Source organism: Zobellia uliginosa, from assembly GCF_018860745.1.
Classification (GTDB): Bacteria; Bacteroidota; Bacteroidia; order Flavobacteriales; family Flavobacteriaceae; genus Zobellia; species Zobellia uliginosa_B.
Genome location: NZ_JAHKPY010000012.1, coordinates 137,222 through 161,893 on the forward strand (window position 1 = coordinate 137,222; position 24,672 = coordinate 161,893).

Consider the following 24,672-nt stretch of genomic DNA (forward strand, 5'->3'; position numbering starts at 1 on the left):
GTTTCATCTGCAGAAAATAATATATTTCAATAATTAAAATACATAACTCATATTTAAAACCTTAGCATGACAAGAATTCTTATATGCCTTCTATTATTTTCAAGCTTAGTTTATGGCCAAGCAGATTCTGAAATAACTTATTACAAAGATAAATATGGTAGAACAGAAGTTGAAAAAGGACCATATATGCTGGAAATAAAAAAAATTAATGATAGCGTTACAGATCATATTTTCTCAAAAACTAAAAAAGGTCAGAAAATTTGGTTTAAATCCTACTTGGGGAACCAACCCTATGGGCTATGGACACAGTATGATAAAAAAGGGAATATTGAATCGACTAGAGACTACAATTTCACTTTAAAATATGGTGAATTTATTCCTGAAAACGCAATTAGATATTATGAATTGGGAACAACCACTCTATTTGACCCCAATAACGAAAAAATTCAGCAACATATAGCAGAACATTTCAGATATCCTGAGATAGCTGTAGAAAACGGAACTGAAGGAAGGGTTACTGTTCAATTCACGATAGACGAGAATGGAAAAGTCGATAATCTAAGCATTACAGAAAGGGCCGACATTGCATTAGATACGGAATGTTTTGCAATTATGAATTCTTTAAAACAATTAGAACCTTATAAAATAGACGGACAAAATGTAATAGTCTATAAAACAATTCCTATTACATTTAGACTGCAATAAAAATTAGCATTTAGTCATTCTAAAACAAAATCCACTTTTAAATTTTACCCCTCACCCAACCCAATACAAAATCTAAGAAAAGTAACATTTCGCTCAAACGAAATGTTGCTTTTTGCATTTATAAAATAAACATAAGATTTTAGTGAGTGGGTGAAATTAAAAAAATAAACTTTCAATTATTTCTGAAAGTTTAAAAATATTTATATATTTGACCATGGAATTTGAAGAAGCTAGAAGAAAATATATTCAAACATGGGGTGCATTAGGTTCGCAATGGGGCATTAATAAAACCATGGCTCAGATTCATGCGCTATTGATGATTTCTACAGAAGTATTATCTATTGAAGAAATAATGGAGGAGCTTCAAATTTCGCGTGGAAACGCCTCAATGAATATTAGAGCGCTTATAGACTGGGGTATTGTTTTTAAAGAATCAAAAGCAGGAGAACGAAAGGAATTTTTCTCAGCTGAAAAAGACTTGGACAAACTGGCGGTTACTATTGCCAGAGAACGCAGCAAAAGAGAAATAAAACCGGCACTCCGCATTTTAAAAGAAGTTTCTTCTATTAAAACCAATTCATCCAAAGCTGAAAAACAATTTACGGAACAAACTAAAAACCTATATGACTTTGTATTAAAAGCCGACAATGTATTGGATAAGGTTACACAATACAATGAAAACTGGCTCAGTAAATTAGTGGTACGACTCATTAAATAAAAAAATTTAATATATAGTTTCAATTATTTCTGAAACTTCAAAAATTACAACGATGAATTTAAACATAATAGGGTATCTAATTTACTTTATCCTTTCCTCCATTATCATCTATCATGTTGGAAATGTATGTTATACCAATGGCAATGTGTTCATTAGAAATTTACTGAAGAAGGAAGTTGCATTTTCTATTCAAATAAATAGAATGCTGCTTATTGGCTATTACTTATTAAATATTGGGTACTGCGCCATTACCATTATCCATTGGGATACGATTGATTCTATCCCCATGCTCATTGCTATTATTACCAGAAAAATGTCAGTTATCATTCTAATTATAGCTGTAATGCATTACTCAAACATATATCTCATTAAAAAATTCATCCACAAATTTTTATAAACTTAAAATTGAAAATTATGATCACGACAAAAATTTTAATCGGTTATGCCATCTATTTACCAGTAGTACTATTTCTAACCCTTTTTGTTTCTAAGACCTTGTTCAAAAACGGAAAAATATATATGCTGGATATCTTTAACGGTAGAGAGGAAATTGCCCTTGCTACGAACAAACTATTTGAAACCGGATTTTATTTATTGAATATTGGGTACGCTCTTCTAATTTTGGAATTACATATAACAGAAGATAGCTACCAAGTACTCATAGAAAAACTAAGTTCTAAAATTGGAGGCTTTGCAATCTATCTAGGGATTACATTATTTATAAATCTGTTTTTATTTCTTAAAGGCAAAAAGAAATCTGCCCAGAACAGAAGACAAGCTATACTTAATAATCAATAACCTTATGCAGTGAATATCATTTCACCTCAAAACCAACTTGTTTTGTTAAACCTCATTTCTAAATATAAAAGATGAATCCTATTTTTTGCCAATTCAAAATTTTAGTGTCTATTTACAGCAATTACCCATGACTGTAAAAACAAGTAAAATCTGTTTTATGGGTAAAAAACTCAACAAAAATTCTGAAAAATGCGCACACAAACACAAAAAACAGTACTAAGATCGCTCTTTGCGGTAACCCTTTCCCTAACGCTTCATAGTTGTTTTGACACCTCTAAAAAGAAGGAACAGACGGAAGAAACCAAAGAAGTAACTACGAAAGCCACAACGTACCCAAGCGATGTTATCCCCTTTATGGACGAATGGAAAATTCTTTTGGGCGATGGTACCAAATCCGATGACTTGGTCGGTTTTGAGAAAAAAGATTTCTTTTATGTAGAAAATGATGGTACTACCAATTGGGTGGTATACAAAACCCCTAACTCTGGGGTTACTTCTAGAACTTCTAGCAACACCAGAACGGAACTAGGTCAAAAGGAGCATTGGATACCTGAAACGGGCGGTAAACTAACAGGTACTCTAAAAGTGCAACATGTCTCCACTTCGGGCGATGCAAGGGTTGCAGCTTCATACTCGGTAGTTGTAGGGCAAATTCACAGTGATGAAGGCCATGAGAACGAGCCTATTAAAATCTTTTACAAAAAGTTTCCCGGGCACACCAAAGGGTCCGTTTTCTGGAACTATGAAATCAATACGGCTGGTGACAATTCCAAACGTTGGGATTTTTCTACCGCGGTTTGGGGCCATGATATGTCCGTTGTTGGGCCAAGTGCCACCGAATATCCTGAAGAGCCAAAAGACGGTATTGCATTGGGCGAAGAGTTCAGCTATGAAATAAACGTGTATAAGGGCATCATGTACGTTACTTTTGAAAGTGATGGCCATGAGACGGTAAAGTTCACCAAAAATCTTTTAAAATCGGATTTTGTAAAGTCTTCGGACATTCCTGAACAAATACGAACTTTATACGCTTCCATAGGTCGTGATGGTACGGAACGTGCCGAAGCCTATGCAGGTGAAATCAATTATTTTAAACAAGGGGCCTACAACCAGACCAACGGAAAAAATCCGGACGACAATATTGTTTGGTATACGGGTTCTGAAACCTACGATGGCGATATTGCCAAACAATACGCCAACGGATGCTACGCAGAAGTATGGTTTAGAAAGGCTACGGTAGGTGCAGGAACGGCTCCTGAGGAGGAATAATCCAAACTTACCCGGGAACACCAAAGAAAGACTTTTGGCTATGCTTGCTTATGGCAAGTTTACTCATAACAGAGATTTTACTTTGGTATGAACACAAGTAAAAACAGACACCTGTCCTTCAACAAGGCCCTATTGATTTTGTACTGAAATTGCTTTAAATGGAATACGCCATAGACAACGCATAAAAATGATGTTGTTCTTAAATTGATTCTAAAACCATTCTAAGACTAATTGGATGCAAAGAACAAATGCGGTTTGTATTGATGTACATTAAAGACATTTGCAACCCATATTTGGAGGATAGGTGTTAATTAATTTACTTGGGAGAATACTATCATTAAAAACAGCCTAAAGTGGTATCTCCCGATTTAAAACATGGGTAACGAAGAAAATGGTCAAAGAGATGACCAAACAAACGATACCTGCTAAAACATCTATATTATCTACCTGACGTAAAAGTTTAGTGTACAGCGCTTTCATTTTTCATAATTTTCCACAAAGTTCTTTCTATTAGACTGTGAACCAGAAGAAAATCGATAAACGGATACTATCTCAAGTTGAGAACTTCTTCTTATTAATATGGTCTATAATTATGTGCCTTCCGTCGATTTTTTTATCGAAGTTCAGCAACTGTTAAGCAAAACGGGCTTATTTAAGCTTAGCTTTTAAAAGAAACGGGGAGATTTTAATCGGTTCAAACGAGAAATCCATTGGTAACGTAAAAAGATTTCATGGGTACCCGTATTGTAGTTGCCCAAATCACTGGTGGTATAATCATAGGCATAACCCATATTGAGCTGCGGAGAAATCTGAAAACCAAAAATACCTGCCACAGAGTCTTCCCATCTGTAATTGACTCCTAAAGTAAAGGTCTCGTTGAACATAAAATTTGCCGATACATCTACGGAAATAGGCGCTCCAATTACTTGTTTTACATAAAAAGAAGGTTTGAATTTTATACGATCGTTTACATCCATTACATAACCACCTATAATATTAAAATGGATATTTTCATCTGATTTTCGCTCAATTTCCTGATCATAATGTTCTGACGGAAATAAGTTGGGTACGGCAACCCCAAAGTAAGCATGGTCACTATAATAAAATGCACCTACACCAACAGAAGGCAAAAGCTTTCCTTTAATATTTTCATTAAACTGGGTATCATCTTGGTCTCTGCGGATCCCTCGTGAAAAGTCTAGGCTAAAAACACGTACACCTGCTTTTAGTCCCAGTCCTAAGCGGTCTCCCTTTTGGTTCAAAATCAATTGATGGGCATAATTGGCATCAAAATAAGTTTCCGTAGCCGGTCCTAATTCATCTTGAATAATGGAAAGTCCTACCCCATCAACCTTCCCTATTGGCGTATCCACCCCAAAAGTTATCGTTTTAGGAGCACCCTCAATACCCGCCCATTGACTTCGGTACAAGGTGAGCAAGGTTAAATGTCCTCTAGAGCCTGCATAGCCGGCATTTACACTTAGTGGGTTGTACTGGTATTGCGTGTACTGTGGATCTTGCTGTCCCCAAACGCAACCCGTTACGAACCACAGGCAAATGCATATTTTAAATAAATGCGTTAGTTTCATTTCTTCTTTTTATCTACTGATATATAACCAACCCGATTTTGGTGATGTTGTGCCATCTCCCAATTCCAACGTGTAATAATAAGTTCCCACAGGAAGCTTATCCGAAGAACCTAATTTTGCTCTATCCAATGATTTTCCATCCCATGAATTATCATAACCTGTAGATGAGAAAACCATAGCCCCCCATCTGTTATAAATACTCAAAACACTATTTGGATACTGCTCTATACACTCAATGAAGAATATATCATTAGCACCATCACCATTTGGAGAAAACTCATTGTACACTGTTAAACAACTAGACTGGGTTACTTCTGGCGTAACCTCTGCCCTATCGTTATCTATATTTAAGTCTATTTGATCTACGTAAATTAATTCAGCTACATTGGTGTAATCATCTACATCTGTTACGGTCACTGTCATTTCTAATGATGCTTCCGTATTAATAGGCAAAGAAGGAATTTCCCAAGTTGATGTGGTTTCGTTATACGCTCCATAATCCGCCGTATGGCTCACCAAAATATAACCGGAAGGCAAGACATCTTCAATACCGATATTTGTAGCCTCATATGCATCATTATTGCCTACGATCACCCTAAATACAATAGTATCTTCGTGGAACGTCTGAGACTTATCTACCATTTTGGTAATCTCTAAATCAACACTTGGCGCATTTATAATATGTAGAACCTCATCATCTTCACTTTGATCACCATCATCATTATTTGGCGTAGAATCCGGATCAAATTGGTCCATTGCCGTAATCTGAGCGGTATTATCATACTCACCCATAGCATTAGTTGGTGCATTTAACGTCACCTCATAACTTAAAATTTGACTTCCGACAGGCAATGAAGCTATTGTCCAGTTTATGATATTTCCTGTAACCACACCACCATCATTTATCGTACCCAAGGTATAGCCAAGGGGCAATATATCCTCTACCGAAACATTGGTTGCAAGACCTGGACCTTCATTAGTTACCGTTACTTCAAAAGTTACGGTATCACCAGCATTCGGTGTTGGGTTAGAAGCTGCGCTTAAATTCTTTGAAAGACTTAAATCTGCAGGAATAAGTACAATTTCCGCATTATCTTCATCATCTTCGCTCTGATCTCCATCGTCATTATTCGGAGTAGAATTTGGGTCCAATTGATCTACGGCCACTACTTGAACCGTATTGAAATATTCACCCGTTGTGTTTGTTGGTACATTGATAGTTGCCTCAAAAGTCACCGTTTGACTCGTTCCATTTGGAACCGCAAGACCCAGCCAACTTAAAGTGCTTCCTGATTGGGTTCCGCCGTCATTAATGGCAGTCACCGTAAAACCGGAAGGCACATAATTTTCAAGATTTATGCCTGTAGCATCGTCAGTTCCATTATTGATTACCTCAACAGAGAACGTTAACGTATCGCCGGGATTACCAGAGTCCGGGGTCACCGTATTCACGATTTCCAAATCCGAAGATTGTAATCTTAACGAAATCGCATCCTCATCATCTTCACTCTGATCACCATCATCGTTGTTAGGTGCTGAGTCATTATCAAACTGGTCTACAGATGTTACCTGAACGGTATTCATATATTCATCTGTTACGTTCGTAGGGTTATTTACTGTTGCTTCATACGTTAATACAGTCGTACCGGCATCAGGTATGCTTAAACCTGACCACGTAATCGTATTTCCGCTTTGCGTACCCCCATCGTTTATAGTAGTCACCGTAAAGCCTACAGGAACTATATTTTCCAAGGATAAGTTTGTGGCAGCATCCGGACCATTGTTTTGAATGGTAACCGTCAATACCACCGTATCACCGGGATTTCCGCTAGGTTGAGATATCGTATTCGTTACTTCTAAATCCGCCACTTGTGGAATAACCTCAACCGAAGCTTCATCATCTTCACTTTGGTCGCCATCATCATTGTTCGGAGTAGAATCAGAATCAAAGTTCGTTGCGGAAGTAACTTGGGCTATATTCAGATACTCATTGGCAGCTGCTGTTGGAGCATTTACCGTTGCTGTAATATCTATAGCTACCGAATTCCCATTCGTCAATGCAGGCAAAGTCCAATCTCCTGAAACTGCATCATAAGTACCATTGGAAGCACTGCCCGTATCACCTGTATACGTGTATCCCGAAGGAAGTATGTCATTAATTACACTTCCACCAGTATCATCGCTAGGTCCATCATTATGTGCGGTTAAAGTAAAAGTCACCGTATCGCCCACATTTGGAGCAGCTTCATCCACTATTTTTTCAATTCTGATATCAGAAGTTGCATTAACGGTAATCGTTACGCTATCCGTATTATCACACGAATTGCCGTCCGTACCTATTACTGTATATGTAGTAGTCACTAACGGATATACTGTGTCTCCGTCAGTTACCCCATTATCCCAAACGTAAGAAGAAGCTCCCGAACCCGTCAAAGTAACCGGTTCTCCTGCATTTATCGTCGTGGTGGTTGCATTGGCAACTACATTTGGTAAAGCTTGAATCGTTAAAGTCACCGCTGTTCTAGTAAAACTAGTACAAGCCGAAGCGTCATCGCTACTTTCCGCATAATAGGTGGTGTTACCCACTGCATCAAGAATAGGATTGGTAACAATGTTTCCACCTGTTGCGGCATCATACCAGACCACACTTGCACCTGTTGGAGCTGTAGCCGTGGCAGTCAATGTTTGGGTTGGATTGGCATCACATTCTGTTTGGTCACCACCACTTACCGGTGCTGTTGGAGTTGCTTCTATGGTCAAAGAAACAGCCGTTCTTGTACTACTGGTACAATTGGTAACATTCTCAACACTTTCTGCATAATAAGTACTTGTACCAACCGTATTTCTTGTTGGGCTCGCCACTACACTTCCTCCTGTTGGAGCATCGTACCAAACTACAGTAGCATTAGCCGGGGGCGTAGCCGTTGCCGTTAGTATTTGAATAGGATTCGCTTCACACTCCGTTTGGTCCCCTCCACTTACGGGAGCATCTACCACTGGGCAACTACAATCCGGAGCTGTTACGGCTAAGGTTTGCGTACAGGCATTTGGTGCCGTAACGGTTAGCGTTATATTATTTCCTGCAGTAATTCCTGAAATCGTCCAGTTATTTCCACCGTTGTCGGTAACAGTTCCTTCCGTAGAAGTTATTCCTCCTTCACTTACATCAACAGAAACCGAGTACGTTAACAAATCCGGTGCACAAGCTGCCGCTGTTGCTACAGAAATGTCTGGTGTATCTTGAATGGTGAGTGTTACCGGTGTTCTGGTGAAACTTGCACATGAAGTTGAATTATTGCTACTTTCTGCATAATACGTTACAGCACCTACAGTGTTTCTTGTTGGGCTAGCAACTATATTTCCTCCCGTGGCCGCATCATACCAAACAATACTTGCACCTGCGGGAGCTGTTGCGGTTGCGGTTAGAGTTTGAATAGGGCTTGCCTCACATTCCGTCTGGTCTCCACCACTTGTTGGCACACCTGGTGCAGCCTCTATGGTTAAGGATACCGCCGTTCTATTAAAACTAGTACATGAAGTCGTACTATTTTCACTTTCCGCATAATAGATTGAAGTTCCTACCGTATTGCGTATTGGACTTGCAACGATGTTTCCTCCCGTAGCAGCGTCATACCAAACTACCGTTGAACCTGCAGGAGCCGTTGCCGTAGCTGTAAGTGTTTGAATTGGATTTTCTTCACACTCCGTTTGGTCGCCTCCACTGACAGGAGCAGTTGGAGCAGCCTCAATAGTTAAGGTTACTGCGGTTCTTGTATCACTTGTACAACTGGTTACGTTCTGCACACTTTCTGCGTAAAAAGTGCTAGTTCCCACTGAATTTCTAGTGGGACTCGCAACTACGCTTCCACCTGTTGCGGCATCATACCAAACCACTGTTGCATCTGCCGGTGGCGTAGCTGTAGCCGTTAAGGTTTGAACAGGATTTTCTTCACATTCGGTCTGGTCTCCTCCACTTACTGGAGCAGTTACGGTAGGACACGCACAATTTGGCGCCGTAATATTCAAAGTCTGCACACAGCCATTAGCTGGTGTACTGGTTACGATAATATCATTTCCTGAAGTAACGCCTGAAATCGTCCAGTTATTTCCTCCATTATCGGTTACGGTTCCTTCTGATGAAGTTACAGTTCCACCGCTAACATCAACCGATACGTTATATGTTGTAAGGTCTGCAGAACAAACAGCGCTACTAGGGGTCTGTGCAATAGTAGGCGTATCTTGAATGGTAAGTTGTACAGGAGTTCTGGTAAAACTTGGACAAGAGGACGAACCGTTCTGACTCTCTGCAAAGTAGGTAACCGTACCAACTGTATTCAATGTTGGACTCGCCACTATACTTCCACCTGTAGCGGCAGTGTACCATACCACAGTAGAACCTGCAGGTGCAGTTGCCGTAGCCGTTAAAGTCTGTATAGGTGTTTGCTCGCATTCTATCTGGTCACCACCGCTCACAGGAGCATTTGGTGTTGTATTTATAGTCAAAACGACGGCAGTACGAGTAGCACTCACACAATTGGTAACATTTTGAACACTTTCCGCATAGAATGTACTTGTTCCTACCGTATTTCTAGTTGGACTGGCCACTACATTGCCACCAGTTGCGGCATCATACCAAACAATAGTTGCATCTGCCGGTGGTGTAGCTGTAGCCGTTAAGGTTTGAATTGGATTTTCTTCGCACTCCGTTTGGTCTCCTCCACTAATAGGAGCATCTACCACAGGACAACTACAGTTAGGTGCTGTTACGGTTAAAGTCTGCGTACAAGCATTTGGTGCCGTAACCGTCAATGTAATATCGTTACCGGAAGTAATTCCTGAAATCGTCCAGTTATTTCCGCCATTGTCCGTAACTGTGCCTTCTGAAGATGTTACACCTCCTTCACTCACATCAACAGAAACCGAATACGTTAACAAATCCGGTGCACAAGCTGCTGCCGTAGCAATAGAAATATCAGGTGTATCTTGGATGGTAAGTACCACAGGAGTCCTAGTACTACTTACACATGAAGTTGTTGTATTTTCACTCTCTGCAAAATAAGTAACCGTACCCACGGCATTTAAAGTTGGACTTGCAACTACAGTTCCTCCCGTAGCAGCAGTATACCAAACCACACTAGACCCAGCTGTTGTTGTTGCCGTGGCAGTTAAAGTTTGCATAGGGTTGGTCTCACATTCTGTTTGATTACCTCCGCTTACGGGAGCCGCAGGATTTGGTTCTATGGTTAATACTACCGCTGTTCTTGTATGACTGACGCAGCTTGTTCCATCGTCTTGACTTTCAGCATAAAAAGTACTAGTCCCTATTGCATTTCTTGTAGGACTTGCCACTACGTTTCCGCCAGTTGCTGCATCGTACCAAATAATAGAAGTTCCCGGGGCGCTAGTAGCCGTGGCCGTTAACGTTTGAATAGGATTCGCTTCGCATTCCGTTTGATTACCTCCACTTACGGGAGCCGCAGGGGCCTGTTGAATCGTAAGATTTACAGCCGTTCTTGTGGTACTTGTACAACCATTTAAATCATCTACACTTTCTGCATAGAACGTACTTGTACCAACTGTATTTCTTGTGGGACTTGCAACTATATTCCCGCCGGAAGCGGCATCGTACCAGACAATACTTGCTCCCGATGGAGGGGTTGCTGTGGCCGTTAAAGTTTGAATAGGGTTGGTCTCACATTCCGTTTGGTCTCCCCCACTTGTTGGAGCATTTACTGTAGGACAAGAACAATTTGGTGCATTTATGTTAATGGTTTCCGCACATGTATTTGCATCCGAAACCGTTACGGTTATATTATTTCCAGAAGGAACCCCGGATATCGTCCAGTTGTTACCTCCATTATCCGTTACTGTTCCTTCAGTTGAAGTTACCATACCCCTGTTTACATCTACAGAAACCGAGTACGTAGTAAGGTCTACGGAACACATCTGTGAACTAGGTGTAATTGCAATAGTAGGGGTTGAATTCATGGTAAGCACTACTGCTGTTCTTGTTTCACTTACACACCCGCTGCTAGTAGTTCTGCTCTCTGCGTAATACGTTACCGTTCCAACCGCATTCAAGGTTGGGCTTCCTACCATACTTCCACCCGTTGCGGCTGTATACCACACCACAGTTGCTCCTGCTGGTGCAGTTGCAGTTGCGGTCATAGTTTGAGTCGGGTTCGCTTCACATTCCGTTTGGTCACCTCCACTTGTTGGTGCAACAGGAATTGCGTCTATGGTCAATGTTACAGCTGTTCTGGAAAGTGAAATACAATTTGTAGTACTATTTTCACTTTCAGCGTAATATGTAATTGACCCTACCGAACTCCAATCTGGACTAGCTACAATATTACCACCCGTAGCAGCATCATACCAAGTTAAAGTGAAACCTGAAGGTACGGTTGCTGTTGCAGTTAAGGTTTGAATAGGATTCGTTTCACATTCCGTTTGATCACCACCACTTGTTGGAGGTGCAGGTGCCGGTTGAATCGTTAGTGAAACAGCTGTTCTCGTTAAACTTGGACAGCCCGTAACATCATCTTGACTTTCGGCATAAAAGATTTCAGTTCCTACAGTACTCCATTCAGGACTAGCAACTACATTACCTCCTGTAGCAGCATCATACCAAACCAGTACTGTACCTGCTGGAGCCGTTGCCGTAGCCGTTAAGGTCTGAATAGGATTTTCTTCACATTCGGTTTGGTCGCCTCCACTTACCGGCGCATTTGGTGCAGGTTGAATAGTTAAGGTTACCGCAGTTCTACCCACACTTGGGCATCCGTTTACGGTATCATTACTTTCTGCATAATAGGTTATGGTCCCAACTGTATCCAATGTTGGACTTGCCACCACATTTCCGCCAGTTAGAGCATCGTACCAGATGATACTTGCTCCAGATGGTGGTGTTGCCGTAGCCGTTAGTGTCTGTATTGGATTTTCTTCACATTCGGTTTGATCGCCTCCACTCGTTGGAACCGGTGGGGCTGTATTCACCGTTAAAATCGCCTCATTGGAAGTGGCATCCGCACAACTCGCGGCAGGACTCGTAGCTACAGCACGATACCTGTTACCGCTCATAGCAAGCGTAACATCCGTAACTGTAAGTGTACTTGCAGTTACCCCACTATGCGGAGCCGTATTAGTTAAATCATTCCAAGCAGAACCATTAAAAAGCTGCCATTGAATAGTACTAGACCCGGAAGCTGCCACATCAAAAGTTACAGTACCTCCTTCGCAAACCGCCTCGTTCGTAGGTTGCGTAGTTATTGTAGGTGCACTATATACATTTACATTTAATCTTCTTCTTGGTCCTTCACAATTTGCACTGCCATTGCTACTTGATTGTGTTACCCAAAAAGATTGTTGGCCTGCCGTTGATGTATCCGGAGTAGTCGTACCCGGTATTTCGTTGCCACCACTTGCCGCATCGTACCATTTTAGGTTTGTACCCGTGGCATGCGAATCCAATTGTGAAGCTGAATCACCAATACAATAATTCACAGGAGTAGTAACCGTTGGGGCCGTAGGTAAGGAATATACAGTAACATCCACTTGAGTTCTGTCACTCACACAACCTGTAGTTGAATCAACCTGTTCTACGTAGTATGAGGTAGTACCAGGAGCAGTGGTATCAGGTGTGGGTGCAGACGGATAAACCGTTCCTCCAGTTGCCGCATCGTACCACAATATGAGGTTACCAGAATCGCCAGTTGCCGTCAACTCCGTAGCGGTGTCATTCACACAGTATTCGATTAAAGAATTTGCCGAAGGTGCGTTTGGTTTAGGGTTCTCAGTTAAACGTATTCTCCTTCTAGTGGAACTAACACAACCTGTAGCAATATTTCTTGTTTCTACATAGTAATCACCAGGTCCTGAAGGTGTATAGGTCAAACTATCTTCTAGTAGTAATCCACCCCCTACCTCAGCATTGTACCAATCAGCAGTTTCACCCGTACCTACGGTTACCGATAACTCCGGTACTGGAGACCCCGCACAATATTCAACATCATCACCGGCCGGAGGAACGATGTTATTGTTTACCGTTACCGTGAATGAATTAATAGCGAAATTTCCATTAGCATCTTGCGTGAAATAGCTTAATGTAGTGGTTCCTACTGGAAATTCACTACCACTTACAAACGGAAACCCAGCAACTTGGGCGACAGAATGAGAAGCTTCACCACAACTAACCACATTGGTATCCGATACTATAAAACCAGGTATATATAAATCATCTAAATGTACTTTATCTAAAGTACTCTGATTCGTTTCCCATTCAAATTTTACTCTATAATTACCACTTTGGGTAATAGGAATAAATTCAGTCTGTACATTTTCATCTAAATACAACTCAGTGTAAATAATAGTTTCAACACCAGCTGCGGTTACTAATTTAACTGTTAAACGAGCACCATTGCCAATATTACCACTAGAACTTCCTGCAGTTATAAGATGATCAAAAAAGATTTCTCCCGTACCATTAAATTGAGTGAGAGGACTGGTCAAGGACCTAACACCCGAGTCAATAAGCTCTACCGTTTTCAATTCACCTGGAGAGCCGTTTACTTTTCCTTGATTACTGATGAAAGTACCGTTGAAGTTATAACATTCCAAGCTTAGATCAGCACCACTATCAAAATTTTCATCAATTGGAGCCCCCTCTCCAGCAGGGCAGTTATCCGTTGCCGTAGGGAATGGAAAGGTTACAATAGCACCACAACTAGCGGCATCTGCAGTAACAGTAATATTTGCTGGAACGGTAATTACCGGTTGCTGATTATCAACCACTTGTACTGTAAACTCACAAAAAGAAGTACCGTTAATATCTGTTGCTCGATAGATAACCCGATGTGTTCCTGAATAAAATGAATCACCTGGGTTATAATTACTTGAAATTGTTACCGGACCAGTTCCCGTGGCCGTAGGAGGAGTCCAACTAACAACAGCTGTACAATCACCAGAATTTGGCATGACATTGGTAATGTCTGACGGACAGTTGGAAAAAGTAGGAGCATAATCAAAAGACGGCTCATTTTTGATTATTGTTTCGGTTTTGGTAATAGTAGGTTTTTCTACAAATTCAGTATTTGAAGTAAAACTTAACAAACTTGACAATAACAAGTACGTAAAAATAAATTTGGCTAGGTTTCGCATAGTTGATGTAAAACTTCGATACATTGCCTTTTAGACAGTAACATCTAAAGACTATGTAGTAATACATAACGCAAATTCCGCAACCTCATACTTGTATATACTAAAATTGTTGTGAATATTTAACAATTTGTTGTGTGTATGACTTTTCGCAAGGTGATGCCTCTTCAAAAAAGCAGTAAAAAACCTAAAGTCAACGATTTAAAATGTAAGCAATTAGCTACGGATGCACACGTTGCCATACACCGATGAGGCTTAATCAGTTGTACGATTACCAACTATCAATACATTAATTTTGACCTAAAAATAATCCCGAAATTCTATTGTTTTTTTAACCATTCCTGGTACTTATTGCTATGCATTTTATCCGTTAACGGATAAAGACCAATTATAGGGGTGCCGTTTCGCACCTCGTTGATAACATATTCTTCAAAAAGTGTCATTTTAAGGCATTCATCTGCCACTTCTTCCGCAATATGAGCAGGTATGACCATAACCCCATCATCATCACCTACGATAAAATCGCCTGGAAACACGGCAACATCCCCACAACCAATAGGTTCATTGATTGCAATAGCTTGATGTAAAGTTAAGTTGGTAGGTGCCGTAGGCCTATTGTGATAAGATGCAAAATTGAGGTCTGCAATCTCCGTAGAATCACGAAAACCACCGTCTGTTACTATACCTTCCACGCCGCGCACCATTAAACGTGTCGCTAAAATAGAGCCTGCAGACGCTGCTCTTGCATCCTTTCTACTATCAATTACCAGAATATAACCTTTTGGGCATTCTTCAACCGCAACACGCTGTAAATGTTTAGGGTCTCTAAAAACTTCAATAGGATTCAAATCTTCCCTTGCAGGAATATAACGCAATGTATAGGCCTGGCCTACCATTGTTGGCTTGCCTGCTTTTAATGGCTTAACGTCCTGTATAAATTGGTTTTTCAGTCCCTTTTTAAATAGACATGTAGCTATAGTTGCCGTACTGACCTTTCTTAATTTTTCTGTCGTGATTTTATCTTGTGCTGTCATATTTTAAGTGTGTTAGTTGGTATTATTCCGCATTGTTCCATGTCTCTCTTAGGAAGATTAAATCTTTTTTCATTTTAGCATAGACTTCTTCTTTATCTATGGTAATTTCAGTAGCGCCATGCTCGGCACCACCAAGATCATATTCTAAATGAAGGGAAACAGGAACGTTTATTCTGTATTTTTTAAGTAACGAAAAATACCGGTCAAAATTTACCATTCCCTCCCCTAGGGGCGTATTAATGGGTTTCCATTTCCCTTTTTTCATTCCCCATTTAAAATCCTTAATAACAATACTTCGGATATAAGGAGCGATAAATCTAAAATTTAGCTCCCAACTCATTCCGCCTTCTACCACCGCATGGCGTATGTCATATTGAGCGCCTAAACTTTCACTTTCCTTTGATGGTAAGATAGGTGGTAAATCCCAAATAGGTGCCCCTACATGATTCCCAGCGTGATTTTGATAACAACCGATTAAATTCAATTCTTTATTGACAATTTCTAAGTTCCTAAAAAGCTCTCGATAGATTTCCTGACTCTCTTCGATAGTTTGGCCCTCTGGATATATAAGCCATCCTGTTCTGTAATGTGTCATTCCTAAACTACTAGCCGTTTCCAATACATGCATATCAGCATCATTTTTTACATCCAATACGTTGGTGGTCAGCATTTTTTGCTGTAGACCATACTTTTTTATAGCCTTCACGGCTTTTGGCAAATCGCGTTCTACATTTTCGGGTAATACATGTCCTTTTGGTCTCACGGTTAAGTCCAATCCATCAAAACCGATTTCTGATGCAACCTTTGCCATTTCTTCATAGTCCAAAAACTGTAGATGTTTTGAAAACAGATAAACTTCCAGCCCAGTACTCATTACACCACTTGCCACTTCAAAAGGATTTACCAATGGTAATAAAGGGACAACTAAGGCTGCAGAACTAGATTTTCTTAAAAAGTTTCTACGACTTGTTTGAGCTTTGTATGGGGCCATAATTGAGAAATTTAAAAACGGATTTAACACTTTACGTTTTGATAATAGTCAAATATAGTTATATTTGGTAAACCAATTTGGTAAACCAATTATTTAACAAATGAGTAAAAAAGATAAATTTACAGTGGTTTTGGTAGGCGTTTGTGGCACAGGAAAAAGTGTTACGGGCCAAAAAGTAGCCAAGAAATTAGGTCTACCCTTCTATGATGCGGATGCAAAATTTAGTGAACAATCGGCAGCAGATAAAGAAAATGCCCAATCTGACCAGTGGTTACCTGCTATCACCAACTTAATAAGTAAAGAATATACGAAAGACGGTTGTGTAGTTTCTTGTTCTATTTTAAAGAAAGAGCAACGCTTACTTCTCGCTAGAAATTTAGACTTAAATATTGATTGGGTTTTTATGAGCGGTACGTATGATGATGTAAACCAACGATTGGACAAAGGACTTTCTAAAAATCAAACAGGTGCCTCACTTGAATCTGATTTTCAATCATTGGAAATTCCGAAAAGAGCACTTACTGTAGATATTAGAAACACCGAAGAAGAAACAGTTGATACCATTTTAAAATATTTGGCCAGAAAATATGGTTGAACCCATCTTTGTGAACTTGTTTAGCACCCTTTTGTTTGTTCTATACAAAATTATCCCTAATTTTGGTAAACCAAATTGGTAAACCAATTTATGTAATTACGCTCCGGGCAATCCATAGATTCCCTTAAAAGTATTGTAAAAGATAGATATTGAGATAGCATCTTTAAAAATAGCAGAGCCATTAACGTGCAGTTGGTCGTCGGTAAGCTATTGTAAAAGTCAGGAATATAGCGTTCAGCATTTCAGAAAACTTATAAATAATCGGCGACCAATAATTATAGTATTGAAGACCACCGAGGAACTTTTTCTCAATTCAAAACTAAATGTGCAATTCCACTAGTAATGGAATAAGCTAATGAATAATATGACTTTAAGGCCTGATATATAACTACAGATGAAAATGTTCAAAAATACAGTGGTAATTCCGTTTTTTATTTGCGTCTTGTTTATGTCTTTTAATAGCCACGCACAAGAACATCCTAAATTAATTTTGACTACAGAAGGGGTTCAAAAAATAAGAGCTGAATTAGGCAATGTACCTCTTTTTGATGCGACATTGGCCATGGTAAAAGCCGAAGTAGATGCTGAAATAGTATTGGGAATAGACACCCCAATTCCCAAAGATTTTTCAGGTGGTTATACACACTCTCGTCACAAACTAAATTTTCAGACACTTCAAAAAGCAGGTGTTTTGTATCAAATTTTGGAGGATGAGAAATATGCTGTCTATATTAAAGATATGCTCTTCCAATATGAGGCCATGTACAAAGATTTACCTGTACACCCGCAAACGCGTTCTTACGCCAGAGGCAAATTATTCTGGCAATGCCTAAACGATTCTAATTGGCTGGTTTATGTAAGTCAGGCGTATGATTGTGTTTATGATTATTTATCTAAAAAGGAACGCAAACAACTTGAAAAGAATCTTTTTAGACCTTTTGCTGATTTTATATCCATTGATAATCCTCAGTTTTATAACCGTGTTCACAATCACAGTACCTGGGGCAACGCTGCTGTGGGTATGATTGGATTGGTTATGGATGATGACGATTTAATTCAGAGAGCGTTATACGGAATAGAGGACGATGGTTTACCCGTTGGAGCTAAAGATAATGATGGTGGTTTTATTAAAACAGAGGGTCAAGAAGTTGGATTTTTAGCTAATGTAGATGAGCCGTTTTCACCTGATGGTTATTATACGGAAGGCCCATATTACCAGCGTTATGCCATGTATCCCTTCCTGATTTTTGCAGAAGCCCTGCACAACGTAAGGCCTGAGTATAAAATATTTGCACATAAGGATAGTGTTTTGCTTAAATCTGTAAACGTGCTCGTAAACCTGTCTGATGCCGATGGTGATTTTTTTCCTCTTAACGATGGTCAAAAAGGCATGTCATATAAATCGCCAGACGTAGTCACTGCTCTTGATATTGCCTATCACTATGGTGGCCACAATCCACAATTATTAAGCATAGCCAAAGAGCAAGGTAGAGTATTATTGGATGATTCAGGTCTAGCCGTTGCAATTGGCATTAGAGATGGCAAAGCTGAAAGTTTCCAGAAAAAATCAATAAACCTTTCAGATGGCACCAATGGCGACCAAGGTGGCGTGGGTATACTTAGGTATGGAGATGAAGAAATGACATTAGTATATAAATATGCGGCTCAAGGCTTAAGTCATGGTCATTATGACAAACTTTCTTTTTCGCTATACGAAAAAGGAACGGAGATATTACAAGATTACGGATTGGCCCGTTTTGTAAATATTGAGCAAAAGGGCGGGGGTAATTATTTAAAGGAAAATAAGACATGGGCCAAGCAAACTATAGCGCATAATACTTTAGTTCAAAATGAAACCTCCCATTTTGGAGGAAAGTATGAAGTGGGCAGCAAACACCATTCGGAACTTTACTTTTTTGATACGTCCAATCCAGAGGTACAAGTAGTAAGTGCCAAAGAAATTAATGCGTATCCCGGCACCGAAATGCACAGAACTTTGGCTCTAATCAAAGCCGATAATTTTGAAAAACCATATTTATTGGACATCTTAAAAGTTGAATCTAATACTGAAAATCAATATGATCTGCCCTTCTATTTTAAGGGTCAGATTATGAAAACAAATTTTGATGTTACAGCTCCTACTACTTTAACGACCTTTGGTTCCGATAATGGCTACCAACATCTTTGGTTGGAAGCAATAGGAGCACCTAAGGAAGAAAACACTAAACTTAGCTGGTTAGAAAACGGACACTTTTACACATTATCTACTGCCACTACCAATAAAGATGAATTAAACTTTGTGCGTATTGGCGCGAATGACCCAGACTTTAATTTAAGAAGAGATGCCGGCCTTGTGGTAAGAAGAAAAAAAAGCAAGAATACTACATTCGTTTCTATCCTAGAATCCCATGGACATTACAGTCCGGTTTCTGAGTTTTCAGTGAATTCCAATAGTATAATTTCCAAGTTAGAAATTATGATCGACACCAAAGCATATACAGCTGCATTGATTCAAACGAAGTCTACTGGAGATAAGCTGATGCTAATATTGGCAAATGAAGATAGTGCTTCAGATATAGAGCATGTTTTGAAAATAAACGAGAAAGACTATAGCTGGAAAGGACCTTACGCATTTATCAAAATCAAGTAGTATAAGAGATAATTCATAAGTCTTCTGGTAGTAAGAAAAGAAGCATCTATGGAAATTCTTACTGACTTTGAAATTTGCTGAAACTTTTAATTTTCAATTCTACTTTCGGGCTTAACCATACCCCAATTAAATTTCAAAAATGCACTGCAAATATTTCTTTTTATTTCAGTTCTTTTGACGGCTATATTTAACCTTTTCAATTAACTTTATAATTTGATTTTCAATGCCCTTAACAGTAAGATTATGAAAACCAAATTATAAAGTTTAATTAGTTTCTTCGCTAAGAGATTTTGCGGAAATTACAATTAAGGATAGTATTTATTCTACTTTTTATCTCCAAAATAAGATACTCCATCACCACTTAAAAAATCTTCTCTTACCGGACTAAAGGTGTCAATAAGCTCTCCTTCTTCTAAGCAAACCGCACTATGTAATAAATTAGGTTCAATATATACGCCATCTCCAGCTTCTACGATTTTCTTTTCTCCATTAATTTCAAATTCAAATTTACCTGAAACACAAAAGGTAGCTTGCGTGTGAAAGTGTTGATGCGGTGCACCTAATGCCCCTTTATCAAATTTCACTCTTACCATCATGATTTGGTTATCGTAACCCAAGAATTTTCTGGATACTCCTCCTCCAAGTTCTTCCCAATCCATTTCTTTTGTGATGATGTACTTTTCACTAAATCGTTTCATTTTTTCTTAAGATTTATCAAATAATAATTACCTAAGCAAGATAATTTATTTCAAACTATTAAAGAAGCAAGAACGCAGAATTATACTATTTTAATGCATCTGTTTTGTTATTTTTTTCTACTGAAAGTCAACACTTTATCTATTTACCCCTAATTAGTTCAAAATAGATCTTTGGATACTTTCAATAAGACAATTTGCACGCTCTTTTTTATGCAATCACATTATCAATAATGGAGTTTTTTTTCGGTATGAAATAAAGAAAAAACAATCATACGTATTCTATTCTTTTTTATGCTTAAGCTAACTCTAGAAAAATCAATAAATTCAAGAATGTTGATTAAATCACGAGTCGTTTTCATAAAATTATTAAAAAATAATAAAATTTAACAAAGATAAAACTGACCCAAGACAGGTGCATGATTAATATGAGGCCACCACTAAAGCTACCCAAATATTAGAATTGCAACTCGCAGAACAAGGAACAAATAAAGCACACCATTATTTTTGAAACCCTTTACATCACGAACAAAATTACCTGGAATAAATGAGCATATTATATAATTTTTTGGAGTAAATCCACAAATTATTTATAAGTCTTTAATATTTAGAACCCCTTGTTTTATTGGCTTTACAGCAATTTTATACATCTTTAAAAATCTAACAAGTCCGTTTCGGATATCTGTCAATCGTACCATATTATAAATCCTCTACAAATAATTTAGGTGTCACAAATACACCTTGACTAAATAAAAAACATTCTTAATTAAGAAAAATAATTCAACTCTTTTATCAATTTACTAAATGAACGAACTCCAAAATATTAGATACTTAAAATAGCAACTCAATTTTCTCAATAATATTTTTTTTTAACAAACTATTAAGTTATATTTGGTAAACCAAATTGGTAAACCAGTATGGAAAACCAATTAAAATTAGAACAATTGGCTAGTATTAATTAAAGAAACACCTCATGAAAATATAGAGTACACAAACGAAAAAAGGACGGGCGCACACCCATCCTTTTTAACTCAAATTACTTCATTCTGAAGGGAAGTAATACTACGAACTTGCACAATATACTATACACGCTCACTACAAAAATACAATTATTCAGGACTTTATTGAGCCGGTTGTTATAGTAAGTTGTTGATTAAATGAAATTCTCACAATTTCATTAAGGCATCGGGCCTTAAACCGATACATATTACTAACTTAACATTAACACAAATGAATTTAAAAAACAAACTAGCACTAATACTTGCGGTGTTTATAAATGCCGCGATATTTGCTCAAGACGCGTCTACCATATCGGGAACGATTGTAGACGACGCTAACGTACCTATTCCTGGAGTGAATGTAGTTATTTCAGGCACAACAACAGGTACTGCAACGGATTTTGATGGACTTTACACTATAAATGCCAATAGTGGAGACGTACTTCAATTTTCGTATATCGGTTATGTAACTCAAAACATAACTGTAGGAGACCAAGAAACTATTAATGTTGTAATGACCGAAGATGCTGCATTACTTGATGAAGTAGTAGTAGTCGGATACGGTACTGTCAAAAAATCACATCTTACCGGATCAGTATCAAAGGTAGGCGGTGCCGAAGTTGCTGCCGTACAAGTGGCTCGTGTAGATGATGCACTTGCAGGTAAGTTACCCGGTGTAAGAATACAAAATCAAAGTGGTGAACCTGGTGCAGCCCCAAAAATCCAAATTAGAGCAGCTTCATCTGTTTCCGGTGATTCAGATCCTTTAATTGTTGTAGATGGATATCCTATTTCAGGTAATTTGGCTACCGTTAATCCAAATGACATTGAAAGTTTAGAGGTTTTAAAAGATGCTGCTTCAGCTGCTATTTATGGTTCTTTGGGTGCAAATGGAGTTATATTGGTAACTACTAAAAAAGGTAAATCGGGTAAAGTTAATGTTAGCTACAATACCTATACAAGTACCTCAAGTAAATATGTTAAAGACATTGACATGCTTAAAACAGCCGGAGAATGGGCTAATGATTTACAATCGGGTGATTATGATCTTTCTCAAACAGACCCAGCTTTATTACAATATAGACTAGATGCATATGCAAATGCACCTGATGTAGTTAGTATGGAAGATTGGCTTTTCAAAAACGGTAGTTCTACAAGCCACGACGTAAGCGTAAGCGGAGGGTCTGAAAACTTAAGAGCCTTTGCTTCTTTAGGTTACCTTAATACCGATGGTATTGTTAGAGGTCAAGGTTATGAAAGATATAACGGACGTATGAACGTAGATGCTAACTTGGGTAAAAAGTTAAAGGCCGGTTTAAGCATGAACGGATTTATGGGTACTCAAGATATAGTGCCATGGGAGATGAGAGATCTTTTAAGAGCTTATAGTATTAGTCCTGTTTATCATACACAAGAATCTATTGATTTTGTTCAGCAGTTGGATCAAACTAGACAATCAGTGTACGATGCAAGTGTAGAGCGTGGTAATCCAATAAATCAACTAAGCGGTTCGTTTGACAGTAACTATAGAGGTGATAAAAGTCTTAATCTAGATGCTCAGAGTATTTATGACTTACAACCTGGTGATGCAGTTAACGATTGGCATTATGGTAGAAATCAAAACGGTATTGGAGGTACAGGTGATGCAGGCGTAGGATCAAAATTTAATGAATCAAGACGATATGTAAAAACTTATTTTGCAAATGCCAGTTCTTATTTAGACTATAAAATCATAGACGGGTTAAATTTAAAAACTGTTTTTGGAGCGGATATTCAAGACACTGAAACTTACACCTACAATGGTATACTAACAGATGGTCAACAACGTTCCAATCGAACTGCATTGGACATATCTAATATTAAAAAATCTACTGTATTAAGTACAACTACTTTAAACTATGCGAAAGTGATTGCTGACAAGCATGATTTAAATGCATTGGTTGGTATGGAATTTGTAAATACTTACTTCAGAGGAATGTCATCAAGTGCTACGAACGTGCCATCTGGCTCACCTCTTAATTATTCGTTTTTTGCACCGGAAGATGTAATTACAAACTTCGTAGATGCTAATCAGTCAAGAAGAGGTATTTTTGGAAGAGTTGCATATGCCTATGATAATCGTTATCTACTTTCGGCATCAGTTAGAAGAGATGGCGATTCACGTTTTGGAGCTAATGAAAAATACGCCGTATTCCCTGCACTTTCTTTAGGATGGAATGTAAGTAACGAATCTTTTTTAGCAGGCAACGAAAAATTAAGTCTTTTAAAACTAAGATTTAGTACTGGGTCATTAGGTACTGCCGGTTTCTTAGACTCTTACCAATCATTGAGTATTTTAGGTAATACGCCAACTGCTTTCGGAAATGGGTTTCTAGTTCCTGAAGATGTTGCAAACGCTGATTTAACTTGGCAAACCAATACAGAAACCAACTATGGTATTGATTTAGGTTTTATAAATAACCGCATCAGGTTTAGTGCAGATTATTATACGTCTGACGTTCAAGACATGTTAATTAACCAAAGTGTTTCTGAAGTTTTAGGTATACCTTCTATTGCAGTTAACCGTGGTGATGTAACTAGTTCAGGTTTAGAGCTGGAATTAGATGTAAAAGCAATATCTAATGAAAATTTTTCATGGAGTGTTAGTGCCAACTTATCAACGGTTGAATCAGAAATTACAAGCCTAGGTAACCTAGATGAACTACCAAGACAAGTTTATGGTGGACCAAGTGGTAGAGGGGCTGAATTTAGAAATTATGTTGGTGGAGAAATTGGTGAAATGTGGGGGTTTGAAACTGCAGGCCAGGTTGAATCCATATACATGGAGGATCCATCAAGAAATGTAGGTTATCAAAGTGGTTTGTATTACGTAGTTGACCAAGATGGAGATGGCGAAATTACCTATGAAGGTGATTATGTGAAGTTAGGATCGGCTACACCAGATTTCTTTTGGGGGCTTTCAAGTAATATGAACTATAAAGATTTTGATTTTTCATTCCAATTCCAGGGATCTCAAGGAGCAGAAGTTTACAATCTTGACCCTATTTATTGGCAATCTCAATTTCGTAATGCTACAGGTCCTAGTTTTGATGCAAATAATGATGGTCTTGCTGACAATAATGGTCTACATTATGAACAAACCAGAGATGCGCATGGTTCAATGATTCAAGATGCTTCATATGTAGCATTGAGAAACCTAACTTTAGGTTATACGTTAAATTCAGATTTGACGGACAGAATAGGTCTTAGCTCCATAAGAATGTATGTTGCAGCTACTAATTTATTATACTTCATGGCTGATAACTACACTTCATTTAACCCTGAAGGTGTTGAAATTGAAAATACTGGTTATGCAGGTCCAACAACCTACGGATACCAAGAAGGTGCTAGCCCAATTGTAAGGAGTTTCACACTTGGCCTTAATGTTAATTTTTAATTAAGAAATAATGATAAAAATGAAAACCATATATATAGCAG

At 38.5% G+C, this 24,672-nt stretch carries 14 protein-coding genes; 8 read left to right on the forward strand and 6 right to left on the reverse strand.

The features are described from left to right. The first annotated feature begins 66 nt into the window (after positions 1–66). The 5 genes from KO521_RS11950 to KO521_RS11970 all read left to right on the forward strand — a co-directional run bounded on the left by KO521_RS11950 (position 67) and on the right by KO521_RS11970 (position 3,490). A complete protein-coding gene (locus KO521_RS11950; RefSeq protein ID WP_215940146.1) occupies positions 67–705 on the forward strand; it encodes an energy transducer TonB in 639 nt (212 codons plus the stop codon). A gap of 214 nt (positions 706–919) precedes the next feature. Next, positions 920–1,423 (forward strand): GbsR/MarR family transcriptional regulator, encoded by a 504-nt coding sequence (locus KO521_RS11955; protein WP_215940147.1) that lies wholly within the window; start codon positions 920–922, stop codon positions 1,421–1,423. A gap of 52 nt (positions 1,424–1,475) precedes the next feature. Continuing rightward, positions 1,476–1,820, forward strand: a complete 345-nt coding sequence (locus tag KO521_RS11960; protein WP_215940148.1) for a hypothetical protein — start codon at positions 1,476–1,478, stop codon at positions 1,818–1,820. 17 nt (positions 1,821–1,837) lie between these two features. Beyond that, entirely contained in the window at positions 1,838–2,221 is a 384-nt protein-coding gene (locus tag KO521_RS11965; RefSeq protein ID WP_215940149.1) for a hypothetical protein, read from the forward strand. Positions 2,222–2,410: 189 nt separating this feature from the next. Next, positions 2,411–3,490 (forward strand): polysaccharide lyase family 7 protein, encoded by a 1,080-nt coding sequence (locus tag KO521_RS11970; RefSeq protein WP_215940150.1) that lies wholly within the window; start codon positions 2,411–2,413, stop codon positions 3,488–3,490. A 348-nt stretch (positions 3,491–3,838) separates the two neighbouring features. Here KO521_RS11970 and KO521_RS20545 read toward each other — a convergent pair whose 3' ends face one another. The 5 genes from KO521_RS20545 to KO521_RS11990 all read right to left on the reverse strand — a co-directional run bounded on the left by KO521_RS20545 (position 3,839) and on the right by KO521_RS11990 (position 16,257). Then, entirely contained in the window at positions 3,839–3,970 is a 132-nt protein-coding gene (locus KO521_RS20545; RefSeq protein WP_289846420.1) for a hypothetical protein, read from the reverse strand. A gap of 185 nt (positions 3,971–4,155) precedes the next feature. After that, positions 4,156–5,079 carry a PorP/SprF family type IX secretion system membrane protein gene (locus tag KO521_RS11975; protein WP_215940151.1) on the reverse strand — a complete coding sequence of 308 codons (924 nt, stop codon included), beginning with the start codon at positions 5,077–5,079 and terminating at the stop codon, positions 4,156–4,158. Between the two features lie 9 nt (positions 5,080–5,088). Next, positions 5,089–14,235 (reverse strand): gliding motility-associated C-terminal domain-containing protein, encoded by a 9,147-nt coding sequence (locus tag KO521_RS11980; protein ID WP_215940152.1) that lies wholly within the window; start codon positions 14,233–14,235, stop codon positions 5,089–5,091. Between the two features lie 317 nt (positions 14,236–14,552). Next, on the reverse strand, positions 14,553–15,266 hold the full coding sequence (locus KO521_RS11985; RefSeq protein WP_215940153.1) for a ribonuclease activity regulator RraA: 714 nt from the start codon (positions 15,264–15,266) through the stop codon (positions 14,553–14,555). Between the two features lie 22 nt (positions 15,267–15,288). Further along, positions 15,289–16,257, reverse strand: a complete 969-nt coding sequence (locus KO521_RS11990) for a sugar phosphate isomerase/epimerase family protein (RefSeq protein WP_215940154.1) — start codon at positions 16,255–16,257, stop codon at positions 15,289–15,291. Positions 16,258–16,357: 100 nt separating this feature from the next. Between KO521_RS11990 and KO521_RS11995 the strand changes: the two genes are divergently transcribed. Continuing rightward, the gene (locus KO521_RS11995; RefSeq protein WP_215940155.1) at positions 16,358–16,852 is read left to right on the forward strand and encodes a shikimate kinase; all 495 of its coding nucleotides are present in this window, start codon (positions 16,358–16,360) and stop codon (positions 16,850–16,852) included. A gap of 394 nt (positions 16,853–17,246) precedes the next feature. Beyond that, on the forward strand, positions 17,247–19,502 hold the full coding sequence (locus KO521_RS12000; protein ID WP_215940156.1) for an alginate lyase family protein: 2,256 nt from the start codon (positions 17,247–17,249) through the stop codon (positions 19,500–19,502). Between the two features lie 323 nt (positions 19,503–19,825). Here KO521_RS12000 and KO521_RS12005 read toward each other — a convergent pair whose 3' ends face one another. After that, positions 19,826–20,200 carry a cupin domain-containing protein gene (locus KO521_RS12005; RefSeq protein WP_215940157.1) on the reverse strand — a complete coding sequence of 125 codons (375 nt, stop codon included), beginning with the start codon at positions 20,198–20,200 and terminating at the stop codon, positions 19,826–19,828. A 1,227-nt stretch (positions 20,201–21,427) separates the two neighbouring features. Between KO521_RS12005 and KO521_RS12010 the strand changes: the two genes are divergently transcribed. Further along, positions 21,428–24,631, forward strand: coding sequence for a SusC/RagA family TonB-linked outer membrane protein (locus tag KO521_RS12010; RefSeq protein WP_215940158.1), 3,204 nt, complete (start codon positions 21,428–21,430; stop codon positions 24,629–24,631). The last annotated feature ends 41 nt before the right edge of the window (positions 24,632–24,672 follow it).